This window comes from Acidisoma sibiricum (assembly GCF_057837225.1).
On record NZ_CM174445.1, the window covers coordinates 3,652,566 to 3,667,666 of the forward strand.

Here is a 15,101-nt window from a genome sequence, read left to right on the forward strand (position 1 = left end):
GGACAGATGAGCGCCAGTTTGACCGGTATAGCGGCGACCGCGGCAACGCCTGCCCCCGCCGCAACCGAGACGCCCGCCGCCGCACCGCAGGCGACCGTAGCCGCGCCCGCGGCCCCATTGCCACCCACGCCCGTCGGGGCGGGGGTCGAATCCGCGTCGCAGATGATCATCAGTACCACCGTCACCTCGGTCTCCCCGCCCGGCTATACGCAGACGGTGACCACACGGGCCGATGGCGTCGCGACGACGACGATCACCAATGAAGTCGGCGCCGTGGTCAGTACCAGCACCTCCCGCACGGCGGCGGTGGGGACACAGTCCGGGGTTTCCGCCGCCGAAGGCGGGGTCAACGTCTGGGCGTGACCCCCGCTCCGAGTGCCAGGCGTCAGGGCAGATCGACCAGCCGTCCGCCCTCTAAGGTCACGCGGCGATCCATCCGCGCTGCGAGATCAGGATTATGGGTCGCGATGAGGGCGGCCACGCGCTGGTCGCGCACCGCGCTCAGCAATTCGTTGAAGACGATATCGGCGGTCTTGGTATCCAGGTTGCCGGTCGGCTCATCCGCCAGCAGGATTGACGGTTTATTCGCCAGCGCCCGCGCAATCGCGACCCGCTGCTGCTCGCCGCCCGACAGCTTCCCCGGCAGATGCTTGACGCGATGGCCCAGGCCGAAGGCCGCCAGCAGCGCCTGACCGCGCATTTCCGCGGTTTTGCGTGCCACACCCGCGATCATCTGCGGCAGCACGATATTTTCGAGCGCCGTGAATTCCGCCAGCAGATGATGGAACTGATAGACGAAGCCGACGCGGTCACGCCGGATGGCGGTGCGCGCATTGTCCGGCAAAGCGCCTGCGTCCCGCCCGTCCATCAGCACGCGCCCGGCATCCGGCCGATCCAGCAGCCCCGCCAGATGCAGCAGCGTCGATTTGCCCGAGCCCGAGGGCGCGACCAGCGCCACGATCTCTCCCGCCCGCAAAGTCAGATCGACCGACGTCAGCACGTCCAGACTGCCGGCATCCGTGCGGTAGGTGCGGCGTACCGCCTCCATCACCAAAGCTTCACTCATGACGCAGCGCCTCCACAGGATCGGTCCGCGCCGCGCGCCAGGACGGGTAGAGGGTTGCGAGCAGCGACAGCACCAGCGCCATCACCAGCACGGTGGTGACCTCGCCCCAGTCCAGCACGGCCGGAAGCTGCTCCAGGAAGTAGACCGTCGGATCGAACAGCGTGGTGCCGGTGACATGTTCCAGCAACTGCCGGATGCGCTCGATATTGGCGCAGAAGACGACGCCGAGAACGAAGCCGATCAGCGTGCCGGTGACCCCGATGGAGGCACCCGCCATCAGAAAGATGCGCATGATGGCCCCACGGCTGGCGCCCAGCGTGCGCAGCACGGCGATATCCCGCGTCTTGTCCTTCACCATCATGATCATGGAGGAGATGACGTTGAAGGCGGCGACGACGATGATCAGCGTCAGGATCAGGAACATGACGTTGCGTTCCACCGTCACAGCCGCGAAGAAACTGTCATTGGACTGCTGCCAGTCGATGACGGAAATCGGCTTGCCCGGCAGCGCCGCGCGGATCGCCCGGTTCACCGCACCGACGTCGTCGTGATTTTTGACGGTCACCTCAATCTGGGTCGCCTTCCCCGGCGCATCGAAGAAGGTCTGCGCAGCCGCGATCGGCATGAAGACGAAAGTTGAGTCGTATTCTTGCATGCCGACATTGAAGATGCCGACCACCTTATAGGCACGGATGCGGGGAATGGTGCCGATGGCCGTCGCATTGCCCTGGGGGCTGACGAAGGTGATGTCATTGCCGACGGTCAGGCCCAATTGCTGCGCCAGGCCGGAGCCCACGATCACCGCATCATCGCCCTGCATGGCGTCGATCGAACCCGCCAGAATGTGGTGGGAGACCGAGGTGAGCGCCTGCAAGTCCTTCTCGCTGATGCCACGCACGACGCCACCCGTGGCGCCGCCATGGGCGCCGGTCAGCAGAATCTCGCCCTGATAGACCGCGGCCGCACTCACCACGCCGGGAATGCTGCGGATGGTGCCGGCGGTCGCGTCATAATCCGTGATCTGCGTGCCTCCGGCGCCATAGACGCCCAGATCGCCGTTGAGACCCAGAATGCGCGACAGCAGGTCCTGCCGAAAACCGTTCATCACGCTCATCACGATGATCAGCGTCGCGACGCCGAGGGCGATGCCGATCAGTGAAAAGATGGCGATGACGGAGACGAATCGCTCGCCCTTCCGGGCGCGCAGATAGCGCCCGGCGACGGTACGCTCAAAGGGACCGAACATCAGCTGGCGTTCAGACCGGTTTTGGCGAGCGCTGCCTCCAGGCTCAGTTCTTCACGCTCGCCGGTCGCGCGGCGCTTCAGCTCGACCAGGCCATTGGCGGCGCCACGCGGCCCGATGATGATCTGCCAGGGATGGCCCATGAGATCGGCATCCGCAAACTTCACGCCCGCACGCTCACTGCGATCGTCATAGAGCGCCACCTTGCGGAGCTTGCCATAGACCTCTTCCGCCAGAGCATCGGTCACCGCGTCGCCCTGCTTGAGGTTGAGGATGCCGACCTTGAAGGGTGCCACGCTATCCGGCCAGATGATGCCGGCATCATCATGGCTCGCTTCGATCAACGCACCCACCATGCGGCTGACGCCGATGCCGTAGCTGCCCATTTCGGGGAACAGCTTCTGCCCGTCCGGCCCGGTGACGGAGAAGTTCATGGCGGCCGAATATTTGGTGCCAAAATAGAAGATATGGCCGACTTCGATACCGCGGCCCTCGCGGCGGCGGTCCTCGGCAACCTTACCCCAGGCCTCCAGGTCATGCTTCTCGTCGGTCGCCGCGTAGTTATTGGTCATGACGCCGAAGAAACGATCGAGATCCTCCGGCTTGGTGATGTCGAAATTGGCGGCGCCATAGTCCACATCCTCAAAGGCCGCGTCATAGAAGACCTGGCTTTCGCCGGTCGGTGCCAGGATGATGAATTCATGGGAGAGATCGCCGCCGATCGGCCCGGTGTCGGCGACCATCGGAATGGCCTTCACGCCCAGGCGCTGGAAGGTGCGCATATAGGCCAGCATCATGCGGCGATAGGTGATCACCGCCCCCGCATAATCGAGGTCGAAACTATAGGCATCCTTCATCAGGAATTCGCGGCCGCGCATGACGCCGAAGCGCGGACGTACCTCGTCGCGGAACTTCCACTGAATATGATAGGCGGCCTGCGGCAGTTCCTTGTAGCTCTTCACCGACTGACGGTAGAGATCGGTGATCATCTCCTCATTGGTCGGTCCGTATAACAGGTCGCGCTCATGCCGGTCCTTGATGCGCAGCATTTCGCGGCCGTAATCCTCGTAGCGGCCGCTTTCCTGCCAGAGTGTCGCTGGCTGGATGGTGGGCATCAGCACTTCCTGAGCGCCCGCCGCATCCTGCTCTTCCCGCACGATATCCGCGATATTGTTGAGAACGCGCAGGCCCGCGGGCAGCCAGGCATAGATGCCGGCGGCCGTCTGCCGCACCAGGCCCGCCCGCAGCATGAGGCGGTGCGAGGCGATCTGTGCCTCGGCAGGCACTTCCTTGAGGGTCGGGATCAGGCTTTGGGATAGACGCATCGGCGTTGCATTCTTTCTCGGCTTTGGGCTGGGGCGGACCCTAGCTGTCCAGGCGCCGCCCCGCCAGATGGCGTAGCGCAGGGCGCTCTACATAGCGCGCGGTCATCCAGGCAAGAGCGATATCGGCCAGGAAGAAGAGCACCAGCCACAAATAGGGAAATCGCGCCGGATCGCTATGGGTCAGGCCCCAGAAACGGGTGATGACGACCTCGACCGGCGCATAGGCCATGTAGAACGGGTAGGAGAGCGCGCCGAGGCGGATCAGGCCGGGGAGACGGGCAAACACGGTCTGCGGCCCGGCCGCCAGCGCTCCGAGCAGCCCCCACAACGCGACCGCGACAACCGCATCGCCGATCAGCCAGTGCCGGCGCAGCCACAGGCCGAGGGCAAGCACAACCAGGCCGACGATGCCCAGCCCCGCCAAGGACGGACGCGGCCACCCCAGACGCTGCAGCCGGGCGAGCAGCATGCCGCCTGCGAATTCCGGCAGAAACCGCGGCAAGGCGCCCTGATAGCTGAGATTGAGACCCGCCGGAGAGGCCAGGCTCACCACCAGCAGCACTCCCGTCAGTGCGATCAGGCCATAAAGCACGGCGCGCAGCCCCAGACGGGCCTGCCCGAGCATGAGAAGCGGAAAGCACAGATAGCCGACCCATTCCGTGCTGATCGACCAGGACGGATAGTTCCAGGTCCAGCCGCCGCTGAATCCCAGGCCATTGAGCAGAAACAGCTGCAGGATGAATTCGTGCCCGCTGGCCCGCAGCGCCTGATGCGGATGCACCCCGCCGGATCGCGCGATGAGAAAGCCCAGGCCCAGCAGAAGCAGCATGGCGAGAGCTGTAGGATAGAGGCGGATGAAGCGACGCCACCAGAAGCGGCCGCAGGACGCGAGGCTTTGCAGCGGCCATGGATAGCGATGCGCAAGCACCAGGCCGGACAGGATGAAGAAACCATCGACGCCCAGATAGCCGCGGCTGACGAAGCCCCCGTCCGCGGCAAAACCCAAATGCAGGTTGGTGTGATAGAGGAAAACCCATAGCGCCAGCAGACCCCGTGCGGCCGTGAGATCGGGCAGATCTGCGCGCGGATCATCGGCTGCAGTCACGTTATCCCCGCCTGCTTCTACTGAGCATTTCGCTTCTTCAGTAATTCCTGAAAACTCAAGCTAGGGTAATGATTTTTTTGAAAATATCGCGTGACAGGGGGCGTTTGCATAGCTAAAGAAAAGGCCCGCGCGCTAAAGCGCTGCGGGCCAAGTTTAGGGAGGAAACGCCAGTCACACGGCAGAATGAGGGATCAACCTCATCCGTGACTGGATAATGAAATCTTAGCCTCGACGCGTCCAATAAAAATCATTCAGAAAATCGACTAAAATCGCGTTCCCAGACATTTTTCTGCCTAGAAAGTAATCAAACTCAGGTGAATGGCCGGTTTCTAGGCACCGCTTCACCTAACCCTGCTTATTTTTCTATCTGACTGACCGATCAGGCAAACAAATTGGGCGGGAGCCTCAGCCCCCGCCCTTTATTTTGACCCGATGGGAGGCTGAGCGTGACGCTCAGCGCTTCCACCAGCCGCGCCGCTTTTCAGCGGCCGGCGTATCCGCACCGATCACGATCGGCCTCACCAGGGGCGCGGCCGGTTCACCGGAGACAGTCTCCAGCACCGGCTCAGGCGCGACGTCAACCGGCGCCTCTGCCTCAACGGCAACCGCTGGCGTCTTGGCGCGGCTGCTACGGCGGCGCGCAGGTTTAGCCGCAACCTCCACAGCCACGGTCACATCGGCGGCAGGCGCTTCAGCCACGATCTGGGCCGGCGCGTCCACGACAGCCTCGGCCGCAACGTCAGCCACTTTCGGCTTACGCGCGCGGGATGGCCGCTTCTTTGGCGCCGGCAGGTCGGCCGAGACCTCAGCGGTTACTTCAGCCGGAACAGTTTCGACCGTCTCCGGCACGCTCGCCGCGACGACCTCGTCCTCGGCGGTCGGCGCGCGTTCCGTCACATCGACATCGACCACATCAGCACCCGTGACAGGGGCATCGACCACTGCCACCGGGACCGTCTCGGTGACGGGCGCAGGCTTGGCGGACACGGACACGGTCGTCTCGACAGTATCCAGATCCGGCTCGAGCACCGCAAAGAGGGCGTCGATCTGATCATAGGTGAAGGGATCGGCCGGCGTCGGCCCACGATAGGCCGCCGGGGCCGGCTGCATCGGCGCATCGGCCGCGGCACCCGGACGGCGGTCACGTCCACGACCACCGCGGCGGCCACGACGGCTGCGGCGGGCCTCGCCGTCTTCACCGGCCGACAAAGGCGGCGTGATTTCGGGGCCAGGCTCGGACGGTGGCACGATTTCGGGGCTCGGCGCGCCCGGTTCCGGCAGTTCCGGCCCACGACCGGGCTCGTACGGACCCGGACCCGGCACGGGCAGCGGAAACGGCGGCACCGCAGGCTCCTGCGGCGCGGGTCCCGGCTCGGGCGCGGCCGACACGGCGTCGTCCTCACCCTCGAACTCGTCACCCTCATCGCTATCGGACTCGCTCTGGCCATTGGCGGCCTGCTGACCGTTCTCTCCATTGTCGCGGCGGCCACGGCGACGGCGGCGGCGACGGCGACGGCGGTCGCCGCTGTCATCGCCACGCGCTTCCTCGCTGGTCACGGCGGGGGCCGGAGCGGCAGAAGCCGCCGTCTCAACGGCAGGGGCATCGGCGACCAGCGCGGCAGCACGGGCCACCGGACGCTCGTCCTCCTCGGCGCTCTCGTCCCGCGTCGTGTAATCCATGGCAATCGGCGAGCCGCCGTTGGCGGGAACCTCGGACGCGACGTAAGGCCGCACCTTCTCGATGCGAACCTGCGGCGGCACCAGCTTGTCATCGGCCAGCAGCAGAACCTGCACGCCATGCGCGCGCTCGATGGCGATCAAACGGTCGCGCTTGTAATTGAGCACATACATGGCGACGGCACCGGCGACATGGACGTTGAATTCCGCCGCGCGATGGCGCGAGGCCTCGTCCTCGATCGCGCGCAGAACATGGATCGCCGCACTTTCGACGCTGCGTACGGTGCCGGTGCCCAGGCAATGCGGGCAAGTAATGAACGCGGTCTCGGCCAGCGACGGGCGCAGGCGCTGACGGCTCATCTCCAGCAGGCCGAAATGGCTGATGGAACCGACCTGAATACGCGCGCGATCATTCTTCAGCGCGTTCTTCAGGCGCGCCTCGACCATGGCGTTATGCTTGCGGCTTTCCATATCGATGAAGTCGATGACGACGAGGCCGGCCAGATCGCGCAGGCGGAGCTGGCGGGCAGTCTCATCGGCCGCTTCCAGATTGGTGCGCAGCGCCGTCTCTTCGATATTGCGTTCCCGCGTGGCGCGGCCTGAATTGACGTCGATCGCGACCAGCGCCTCGGCCTGATTGATCACTAGGTAGCCGCCGGATTTGAGCTGCACCGTGGGATTCATCATGGCATCGAGCTGCACGTCGACCTGATGCTTGGCGAAAAGCGACGTGTCGTGCCCGCGCCAAAGCTGGACCTTGCCGGCATGGTGCGGCGTCAGCATACGCATGAAGTCGCGCGCGGCCTTCCAGCCGGCCTCGCCGTCGACCAGAATTTCCTCGATATCCGGGCGGTAGCCGTCGCGGATGGTGCGCTTGATGAGGCTCGCTTCCTCATAGACCAGCGCGGGGGCCACCGATTTCAGCGTCAGATCGCGAATATCGTCCCAAAGGCGCAGTAGATACTCGCAGTCGCGGCGGATTTCAGGCTTCGGCCGGTTGGCGCCCGCAGTGCGCACGATGAGGCCCATGCCCTGCGGCATGTCCACTTCCTTGATGACTTCGCGCAGGCGCTTGCGGTCGGCGACCGAGGTGATCTTGCGCGACACACCGCCGCCACGCGGCGAATTGGGCATCAGCACGCAATACCGGCCGGCAAGCGACAGATAGGTGGTCAGCGCCGCGCCCTTGGTACCGCGCTCCTCCTTGACGACCTGGATCAGCAGGATCTGGCGGCGGTGAATGACTTCCTGGATCTTGTAATTGCGCACGAAGCGCTGAGGGGAGCGGCGCTCGCTGCCCTCCTCGTTCTGGTCACCACCGCCGAGAATTTCGGGCCGCTCCGGCTCGTTTTCCTCCGAACCGTCCTCGCCCTGGATGTCGGACGAGGCCTCGCTCGCATCAGCGGGGGCAAGCACTTCACCCTCAAGGGCCACGCCTTCCAGGGATGCATCTTCCTCGGCTGGGGGCGCCTCGCTGATGGCGATGTCGCGAACCTTGGCAGCAGCCTGCGTCGGCTCAGCCCCAGCCTCGGTCTCGTCCGCCGCGTCGCTGGCCGGCGCGCTGAGGGCGCGCTCGGCCGTGGCGGGACGATGGCCGGCGACCGCCGCTTCCTCGGCCGCCTCTTCGGCGTCTTCCGCCTCGGCTTCGGCCCGGGCGGCGGCAAGATCGGCCTCTAGCAGCTTCTGCCGGTCGGCGACGGGGATCTGGTAATAGTCGGGGTGGATTTCGCTGAAGGCAAGGAAGCCATGGCGGTTGCCGCCATATTCCACGAAGGCCGCCTGCAGGCTCGGCTCAACCCGAATGACCTTGGCGAGGTAGATATTGCCTTTGACCTGCTTTTTAGTGGAGGTCTCGACGTCAAAATCTTCTAGGCGAGTACCATCAAGGACAACAACTCGGGTTTCCTCCGGGTGTGTCGCGTCGATAAGCATGCGCTTGGTCATGAGAAACTGGACTCCGGCGCGCACCACGGGGGAGCGCGGCCGCCTGAAGGCGGCGGATTGAAAGTGGGGGACGTGACGGGTCCGCAATCGACATCAAGGATAACCGGGCTCTCGCCAGCGAAGCATTCGCCGTGGGGAGGAAAGCGGTCATGAAGGTCGAACAGATCCCAATCAAACTGAGGGGCTGCGGCGGAACGAGGCCACGCAGCCGGTAAAACGGTCTAGCCGCCGCATGCCGTGCCTTCCTGCCCCGTTTGCGTTCCGGGCGGCACCTGGCCGCGGCGAAATTTTCGGGACTGGCCGACCAAGCGGCCGGACGGAACGATTGCGGTGGAGATCCGAAAAGGGGGCTCAAAGCATGAGCCCAGCCTGTTCCAAATCTCAATTTTGAGCATGGCGCAAAGCCCTTGTACATGCAAGGGCAGGTCCAAGCCCCGAAACGGATCGGGCTTACGATTTCGTTATCTATAGAAATCTCGTTGCCTTTCAATCAGAAGCACTGTTATTTGAAGAACTGACATGAAGATGCGACCCGCCGATCCAAGGTTCCTTTCGTGACCGCACCGCCCGACGAACCCAATCCCAGGATGACGGAACGAAGGCTGCTATTGAGCCTGGGCGTCGGCGCGACCGTTCTGCTGCCAAGCTGGCTGCAGCCGGCCATCGCCTGGGCCGCAGCCAAGCACCATCTCCACAAACCCCGTGACGCGGCGAAGCCTCTTCTGAAAAATGCGCCCCTGATCATGCTCGACCCTGGCCATGGCGGTAAGGACCCGGGCGCCATCGGCGTCGCCGGCACCTATGAAAAGCATGTGGCGCTCGCCGCCGCCCATGCCTTGAAGCAGCGCCTGGAAGCGTCCGGCCGCTACCGCGTCGCCATGACGCGCGCGACCGACCATTTCATTCCGCTGGAAGACCGCGTCGCCATCGCCCAGGACCGTGGCGCCGATCTGTTCGTCTCCATGCATGCGGATTCGGTGCCCGACCACTCCGTCCGCGGCGCCAGCGTCTATACGCTGTCGAGCGATGCCTCGGACCGGCAGACCGCCGGGCTTGCCCAGCGCGAAAACAGCTCCGACCGCTTTGCCGGTGCCGGCTTCAAGGGCGTATCCCCCGCCGTCGCCCGTATTCTCGCGAGCCTGGTGAGCAGCGAGACGCGCATTGGCTCGGCACGGCTGCAGCAGGATATGGTGCAGAATCTGAGTGGCGAGATCGATATCCTGCCCCATCCTGCACGCCACGCCGCGTTCGTGGTGCTGAAATCGGCTGAAGTCCCGAGCGTCCTGGTGGAGATGGGCTTCATGTCGAATTTCAAAGACGAATCCGCCCTCCGCCAGCAGGGCCATCGCGACCGCATCACGCTCGCCATGAGCAATGCCGTCGATGCCTGGTATGTCGCCCGCCAATCCGCCCGGATGGCCGGCTAGCGAAACCCACACTAGCTAAAGTGCCTCGCCAGCCCTATTTCCGCGAGTATGTGCGGCCAGAGGGCGCGTGACGGAATGACAAGGAATAGCTGCCGATGCCCGGGCCATTGAGAGCCGGCGACCCCATGGTGCGCCCTGGTGGTGCGCGTGGCGGCGGCGGAAACGGCGCAGGCGGCAACGGCTCCGGCGGCAACGGCCAGCCACCGCGCGGACCGCAGGACAAGCCGCCGCGTCCAGGCCGGGACAAAAAGGACAAGCGCCGCAGCGCACGCCGGGGCGGCGCTGGCTTCCTGGCGGCGCGCGCTGTCACCAGCCTGTTCGGCCTGGCCGCCGTTGTGGTCGTCGTGGGTGGCGTCGGCGGCTATGTCATGTTCCGCCATTACACCGCCGACCTGCCCAGCATCGACGGTCTGCGCAGCTACCAGCCGCCGGTCATGAGCCGCGTCTATTCCAGCAATATGGATCTGATTTCGGAACTGGCGACGGAGCGGCGCATCTACACGCCGATGGAGGATATTCCACCGCTGGTCGCCCAGGCCTTCATCTCCGCCGAGGACCAGAATTTCTGGCATGAGCCGGGCATCGACCCGCTGGCGATCATCCGCGCCGGCGTCACCGATATCAGCCAGCTGGGTTCGGGCCGCCGGCCGATCGGCGCCTCCACCATCACCCAGCAGGTCGCCAAGAACATCCTGCTGCAGAACAACATCAACTTCGCCCGCAAGATCCAGGAGGCCGTGCTGGCGGTCCGCATCGACCATGCGATGAGCAAGCAGCGCGTTCTGGAAATCTACCTCAACGAAATCTATCTCGGCGAGCAGGCCTATGGCGTGGCCGCCGCCGCCGCCGCCTATTTCGACAAGCCCTTGGACAAGCTCACCATCGCGCAGGAAGCGATGCTGGCCTCGCTGCCCAAGGCGCCGTCCAACTACGACCCCTATCGCAATCCCCAGGCAGCCCTTGGCCGCCGCAATTGGGTGATCGACCGCATGGCGCAGGACGGTGCCATCACGGCCGCCCAGGCTGCAGCCGCCCATGCCGAGCCGCTGCTGACGCGCGCCAGCCCTCGCCCCGCGACCGTGCCCGGCGCCGGCTATTTTGCGGATGCCGTACGCCAGCAGCTGGTGCAGCTGTTCGGCCAGACGCGGGCGACCGACGGCGGGCTTGTCGTCTATACCAGCCTCGACCCGTCTCTCCAGGCGACCGCCGATGCCTCGCTGCGCCGCGGCCTGATGGATTATGACCGCGCGCATGACGGTTGGCGCGGCCCCGTGACCCATATCGATCTTTCGGGAGGCGATTGGCAGACCGCTCTGCGCAAGGTCCAGGTGCCCGCGGGCATCCTGCCGGATTGGCGGCTGGCCGTGGTGCAAAGCACGACAGCGACGACCGCTTCGGTCAGCTGGCTGCCACCGGGAACCAAGCGCGATCCGACGGGTCCAGCCCAAAGCGGCACGCTGGCGCTCTCCACCCTGCGCTGGGCGCGGCATGCCGGTAATTTCGGCGCCAATCTGGGCCCCAGCCCCCGGCGCATGACGGATGTGGTGCAGGCTGGCGACGTCGTCATGATCGAGCCCGACAGCACGGGCAAAGGCGACAGCGTAACGCTGCGGCAGGTGCCGCAGGTACAGGGTGCGCTGATGACGATGGACCCGGTCACGGGCCGGGTGCTGGCCATGGCGGGCGGCTGGAGCTACGGCCTCAGCCAGTTCAACCGTGTCACCCAGGCCGAGCGGCAGCCCGGTTCAGGCTTCAAGCCGATCGTCTATCTGACGGCGATGGAGCAGAATATCGCGCCCGACGCAACGGTGCTGGACGCGCCTTTCGTCATCAATATGTCGGACGGGACGCAGTATCGTCCCGGCAATTACGAGGCGAATTTCCTCGGTCCCATTCCGCTGCACCAGGCGCTGGAAGAATCGATCAATCTGGCGACGCTCCATCTCGCCGCCCGCGTCGGCCTGCCCGCCGTCGCCAAAACCGCCCAGGATTTTGGCGTCGTCGATAAGATGCCGCTGATCTACCCCGCCGTGCTCGGCGCGATCGAGACGACGATGCTGCGCCTGGGGACCGCCTATGCCGGGTTCAGCCAGATCGGCCGGCAGGTGACGCCGTCCTTCATCGACCGGGTGGAGGACGCACAGGGCAATGTGATCTACCGCGCCCCGCAGGTGGGCTGCGGCAATTGCGGCAATCCCGATCCCAGCCAGCCGCCGACGCTCGCCTATACCGCACGACAGCTGGCCGATCCGCAAAGCACCTTCCAGCTTGTGACCATGATGCAGGGCGTCATGACCCGCGGCACCGGGCGCGTCGCGGGCCTCGGGCTGCAAGCCTGGACGCCGGCCGGCAAGACCGGCACCACGGAAGACTTCCAGGACGCCTGGTTCACGGGCTTCACGCCGACCCGCCTGACCTCGGTCTGGGTCGGGTTCGACAATCCGCAATCGCTCGGCGAAGGTGAACAGGGGGCGACCGTCGCCGGCCCGATCTGGAATCGCGTCATGACGGCGGCGCTGGCGGACCAGCCCAAGATGCCCTTCCCCACGCCGCCGGGCATCGAGATGCGCAATACCGGCGGCATCATGGAGGCTTTCAAGACCGGAGAGCCGAACGGCGGCGATGTCGATGTGCCTGGCACGACAGCCGCACCCGGCGATACGGGCACCCAGGCCGGCGGCAGCGTCGGCGGCGATGGCAACGCCTCGTCCCCAGCTGCGCCCGGCGCAGGGGGCACCTCCGCCGGCAACAAGCTCGACAACTCCGTGGGCGGGCTGTATTAGGCCGCCCATGTCCGCTGAGACCGAAGCCCTTTCCGAACAGATCAAGCAGTCGGTGACGCTGCTGAGGAGGCATCTTTGACTGGGATGTCGCCACAACTCGTCTCGAAGAACTGAACCAGCGCGCCGAAGATCCCGCACTTTGGGCTGATGCCGCTGCCGCGCAGGTGATGATGCGTGAGCGCACGCGCCTGCAGACCAGCATCGACGCCGTCCGCCGTATCGAGACCGAGGTCGCGGATACGCTCGGCCTGGTCGAAATGGCGGAAGCCGAAGGCGATGCCGAGATGATCAGCGATGGCATCGCGACGCTCAAGCGGCTGGCCGAGGATGCCAAGCTGCGCGAGATCGAGAGTCTGCTGTCAGGCGAGGCCGACGGCAACAATGCCTTTATGGACATCAATGCCGGCGCCGGCGGCACCGAAGCCCAGGACTGGGCCGAGATGATGCAGCGCATGTATATGCGCTGGGCCGAAAAGCACGGCTACAAGACCGAAATTATGGAAACCTCCGAAGGCGAGCAGGCCGGGATCAAATCCGTGACCCTCAAGGTCAGCGGCCCCAGCGCCTATGGCTGGCTGAAGACCGAGGCCGGTGTGCATCGTCTGGTTCGCATCAGCCCCTTCGATTCGGCGGCACGGCGCCAGACCAGCTTCGCCAGCATCTACGTCTATCCCGAAGTCGACGATACGATCGAAATCGAGATCAACCCGGCCGACCTCAAGGTCGATACCTTCCGGGCCTCGGGCGCGGGCGGCCAGCACGTCAACAAGACGGAAAGCGCCATCCGCATCACCCATGTCCCGTCGGGCATCATCGTCGCCTGCCAGACCGACCGCAGCCAACACCGCAACCGCGCGACCGCGATGGCGATGCTGAAGGCCCGGCTCTATGAGATGGAATTGAAGAAGCAGGAAGAGGCCGCGACCGAAGCCGCGTCCTCCAAAACCGATATTGGCTGGGGCCATCAGATCCGATCTTACGTTCTGGCACCCTACCAGCTGGTCAAGGACCTGCGCACGAACGTGGAAAAAGGCAATCCGGCCGCTGTGCTGGATGGTGAGCTGGATGAATTCATGGCCGCCGCCCTCGCCGCCCGCGTAGGCGCCACCCGCAGCGAAGCGAGCGCCGCCGCCCGCTGATCGCCATGAGGGCGGCCTTGACCCTCAGATCGTTAGTCTTGCATGTGGTTCACCTGTCAGATGCGGCGGGCACGCTGTCGTCTGGTGTGATCACAGCCTGGCGCGTGAAGGGCCCTCCGCCATGACTCTGCAATCCCCCTGGTTCTCGTTCCTGGCACTCGCCCTGATGGTGATGGCGGTCGCGATCGGGGCTGCGACGCGGCGGCGCTGGCCCGAGCATCACGCGAATCGCGAAACGATCGAGCTGCTGCAGACCACGGTGATGCTGCTGGCAACCTTCGCCGCCATCGTCCTCGGCCTGCTCATCAACTCCGCCAAATCTGATTTTGATGGCATCGAAAACGATGTCCGCAGCTTCTCCTCCTCACTCGTTCAGCTTGACTACGGGCTGGAGGAGCTGGGACCCGAGGCCCTGCCCATCCGCCAGGATCTGGCGCGCTACACGGCCGCTGCACTGGCGGAAGTGTGGCGCGGGGAACCGCCCCCCGAGGGCGATTACTATCCGCACCTGCAGCCGACCCATACGCCTGGCGCGCCCGCCAATACGCCGGTCCTCGGCCAGATGCTGGAACATGTGAATTCGGAACTGGATGCCTTCACAGCCACCACGCCGCTGGCGCAGCGGCGCCTGTTCTCAGCCCAGCGGCTGATGAGCATGGCCATCGCTGAGCGCTGGCGAATTGTCAGCGCGTCCATGGGCTCGCTCTCGACACCCTTCTTCGCGATGCTCGTCTTCTGGATGCTGGTGATCTATCTCTGCTTCGGGCTGAGCGCGCCGCTGAACCATATCAATGCCATGGCTCTGTTCCTCAGTGCGCTCGCACTCACCTCAGCGCTCTTCGTGATCATCGATCTCTACACGCCGTTTTCAGGCCTTTTCACCGTCAACAGCGAGCCGATGCGCAACGCGCTGGATGATATGCTGCGCCAGCCGGGTGGATTGCCACCCGCCCTGACACCGCAGACATGCCCGAAATTCACGTCCCATTGCTGAGCGGTCGCGGAGCCTAGCTGTGGTCGCTGTGGCCCTCGCCATGGGGCAGAAGACGCTTGTCAACCTCTAGTCGCAGCTCGTCGATCGCCGTGAAGGAGGCGGGGTCGATGGCCTCGATCGCCGTCAGAATCGTCTGGCAGGCGTCGCGCAAAGCATGCAGGAAGCCATGGCCGGTGTCGTCTGCGGCACTCGGCTGGCTGGAGGCCGAGAGCGTCTGGTCCAGGCGATCGGCGGCGGCATCATGGCCCTGGGCGCGCAGCTGCTCCGCCAGCAGGCGGGCGCGGGTGGCTGGGGTTTGCAGGTCGTCGCTCATGGCCTCATCGTCCGGTCATTGAAGTGTCTGGTGTGTCGCCTCACTCTGCTGCGGTCAAGCGGCAGCCATAGCTGGGCTGTATCTC

The 15,101-nt window shown here is 65.0% G+C and carries 11 protein-coding genes; 5 read left to right on the plus strand and 6 right to left on the minus strand.

Features of this window, described 5'->3' with window-relative positions:
* The first annotated feature begins 6 nt into the window (after window positions 1–6).
* Window positions 7–363 (plus strand): hypothetical protein, encoded by a 357-nt coding sequence (locus tag AC3G7M_RS17355; protein WP_489213382.1) that lies wholly within the window; start codon window positions 7–9, stop codon window positions 361–363.
* Window positions 364–385: 22 nt separating this feature from the next.
* Here the strand turns inward: AC3G7M_RS17355 and AC3G7M_RS17360 are convergent, their stop codons facing one another.
* The 5 genes from AC3G7M_RS17360 to AC3G7M_RS17380 form a co-directional block, all read right to left on the minus strand.
* Entirely contained in the window at window positions 386–1,066 is a 681-nt protein-coding gene (locus AC3G7M_RS17360) for an ABC transporter ATP-binding protein (protein WP_489213383.1), read from the minus strand.
* Window positions 1,059–2,312 carry a lipoprotein-releasing ABC transporter permease subunit gene (locus AC3G7M_RS17365; RefSeq protein WP_489213384.1) on the minus strand — a complete coding sequence of 418 codons (1,254 nt, stop codon included), beginning with the start codon at window positions 2,310–2,312 and terminating at the stop codon, window positions 1,059–1,061. Before AC3G7M_RS17365 ends, AC3G7M_RS17360 begins: the two co-directional genes overlap by 8 nt.
* Complete coding sequence (proS, locus tag AC3G7M_RS17370; RefSeq protein ID WP_489213385.1) at window positions 2,312–3,634, minus strand: proline--tRNA ligase; 1,323 nt, start codon at window positions 3,632–3,634, stop codon at window positions 2,312–2,314. The genes AC3G7M_RS17365 and proS overlap by 1 nt, the downstream gene beginning before the upstream one ends.
* 40 nt (window positions 3,635–3,674) lie before the next feature.
* On the minus strand, window positions 3,675–4,739 hold the full coding sequence (locus tag AC3G7M_RS17375) for an acyltransferase family protein (RefSeq protein ID WP_489213386.1): 1,065 nt from the start codon (window positions 4,737–4,739) through the stop codon (window positions 3,675–3,677).
* Window positions 4,740–5,192: 453 nt separating this feature from the next.
* Window positions 5,193–8,360 (minus strand): Rne/Rng family ribonuclease, encoded by a 3,168-nt coding sequence (locus tag AC3G7M_RS17380; protein ID WP_489213387.1) that lies wholly within the window; start codon window positions 8,358–8,360, stop codon window positions 5,193–5,195.
* Between the two features lie 587 nt (window positions 8,361–8,947).
* Between AC3G7M_RS17380 and AC3G7M_RS17385 the strand changes: the two genes are divergently transcribed.
* The 4 genes from AC3G7M_RS17385 to AC3G7M_RS17400 all read left to right on the plus strand — a co-directional run bounded on the left by AC3G7M_RS17385 (window position 8,948) and on the right by AC3G7M_RS17400 (window position 14,703).
* A complete protein-coding gene (locus tag AC3G7M_RS17385; RefSeq protein WP_489216091.1) occupies window positions 8,948–9,787 on the plus strand; it encodes an N-acetylmuramoyl-L-alanine amidase family protein in 840 nt (279 codons plus the stop codon).
* Window positions 9,788–9,882: 95 nt separating this feature from the next.
* Window positions 9,883–12,570: a penicillin-binding protein 1A gene (locus AC3G7M_RS17390; RefSeq protein ID WP_489213388.1), complete on the plus strand. Its 2,688-nt coding sequence runs from the start codon at window positions 9,883–9,885 to the stop codon at window positions 12,568–12,570.
* A 7-nt stretch (window positions 12,571–12,577) separates the two neighbouring features.
* Window positions 12,578–13,709 (plus strand): peptide chain release factor 2 gene (prfB, locus tag AC3G7M_RS17395; RefSeq protein ID WP_489213389.1). Its coding sequence is split into 2 segments (ribosomal slippage): window positions 12,578–12,646 and window positions 12,648–13,709, totalling 1,131 coding nucleotides; the frame shifts between segments, so codons are not numbered across the junction.
* Between the two features lie 121 nt (window positions 13,710–13,830).
* On the plus strand, window positions 13,831–14,703 hold the full coding sequence (locus AC3G7M_RS17400) for a bestrophin-like domain (protein WP_489213390.1): 873 nt from the start codon (window positions 13,831–13,833) through the stop codon (window positions 14,701–14,703).
* 13 nt (window positions 14,704–14,716) lie between these two features.
* On the opposite strand, the gene AC3G7M_RS17405 is transcribed toward AC3G7M_RS17400, so the two are convergent.
* A complete protein-coding gene (locus tag AC3G7M_RS17405; protein ID WP_489213391.1) occupies window positions 14,717–15,016 on the minus strand; it encodes a hypothetical protein in 300 nt (99 codons plus the stop codon).
* Window positions 15,017–15,101: the final 85 nt, after the last annotated feature.

Excerpts from the sequence above, each read along its gene's own strand:
- AC3G7M_RS17355 (WP_489213382.1), top strand. The coding sequence starts at position 7 with ATGAGCGCCAGTTTGACCGGTATAGCGGCGACCGCGGCAACGCCTGCC.
- AC3G7M_RS17360 (WP_489213383.1), bottom strand. The coding sequence starts at position 1,066 with ATGAGTGAAGCTTTGGTGATGGAGGCGGTACGCCGCACCTACCGCACG.
- AC3G7M_RS17365 (WP_489213384.1), bottom strand. The coding sequence starts at position 2,312 with ATGTTCGGTCCCTTTGAGCGTACCGTCGCCGGGCGCTATCTGCGCGCC.
- proS (WP_489213385.1), bottom strand. The coding sequence starts at position 3,634 with ATGCGTCTATCCCAAAGCCTGATCCCGACCCTCAAGGAAGTGCCTGCC.
- AC3G7M_RS17380 (WP_489213387.1), bottom strand. The coding sequence starts at position 8,360 with ATGACCAAGCGCATGCTTATCGACGCGACACACCCGGAGGAAACCCGA.
- AC3G7M_RS17385 (WP_489216091.1), top strand. The coding sequence starts at position 8,948 with ATGACGGAACGAAGGCTGCTATTGAGCCTGGGCGTCGGCGCGACCGTT.
- AC3G7M_RS17390 (WP_489213388.1), top strand. The coding sequence starts at position 9,883 with ATGCCCGGGCCATTGAGAGCCGGCGACCCCATGGTGCGCCCTGGTGGT.
- AC3G7M_RS17400 (WP_489213390.1), top strand. The coding sequence starts at position 13,831 with ATGACTCTGCAATCCCCCTGGTTCTCGTTCCTGGCACTCGCCCTGATG.
- AC3G7M_RS17405 (WP_489213391.1), bottom strand. The coding sequence starts at position 15,016 with ATGAGCGACGACCTGCAAACCCCAGCCACCCGCGCCCGCCTGCTGGCG.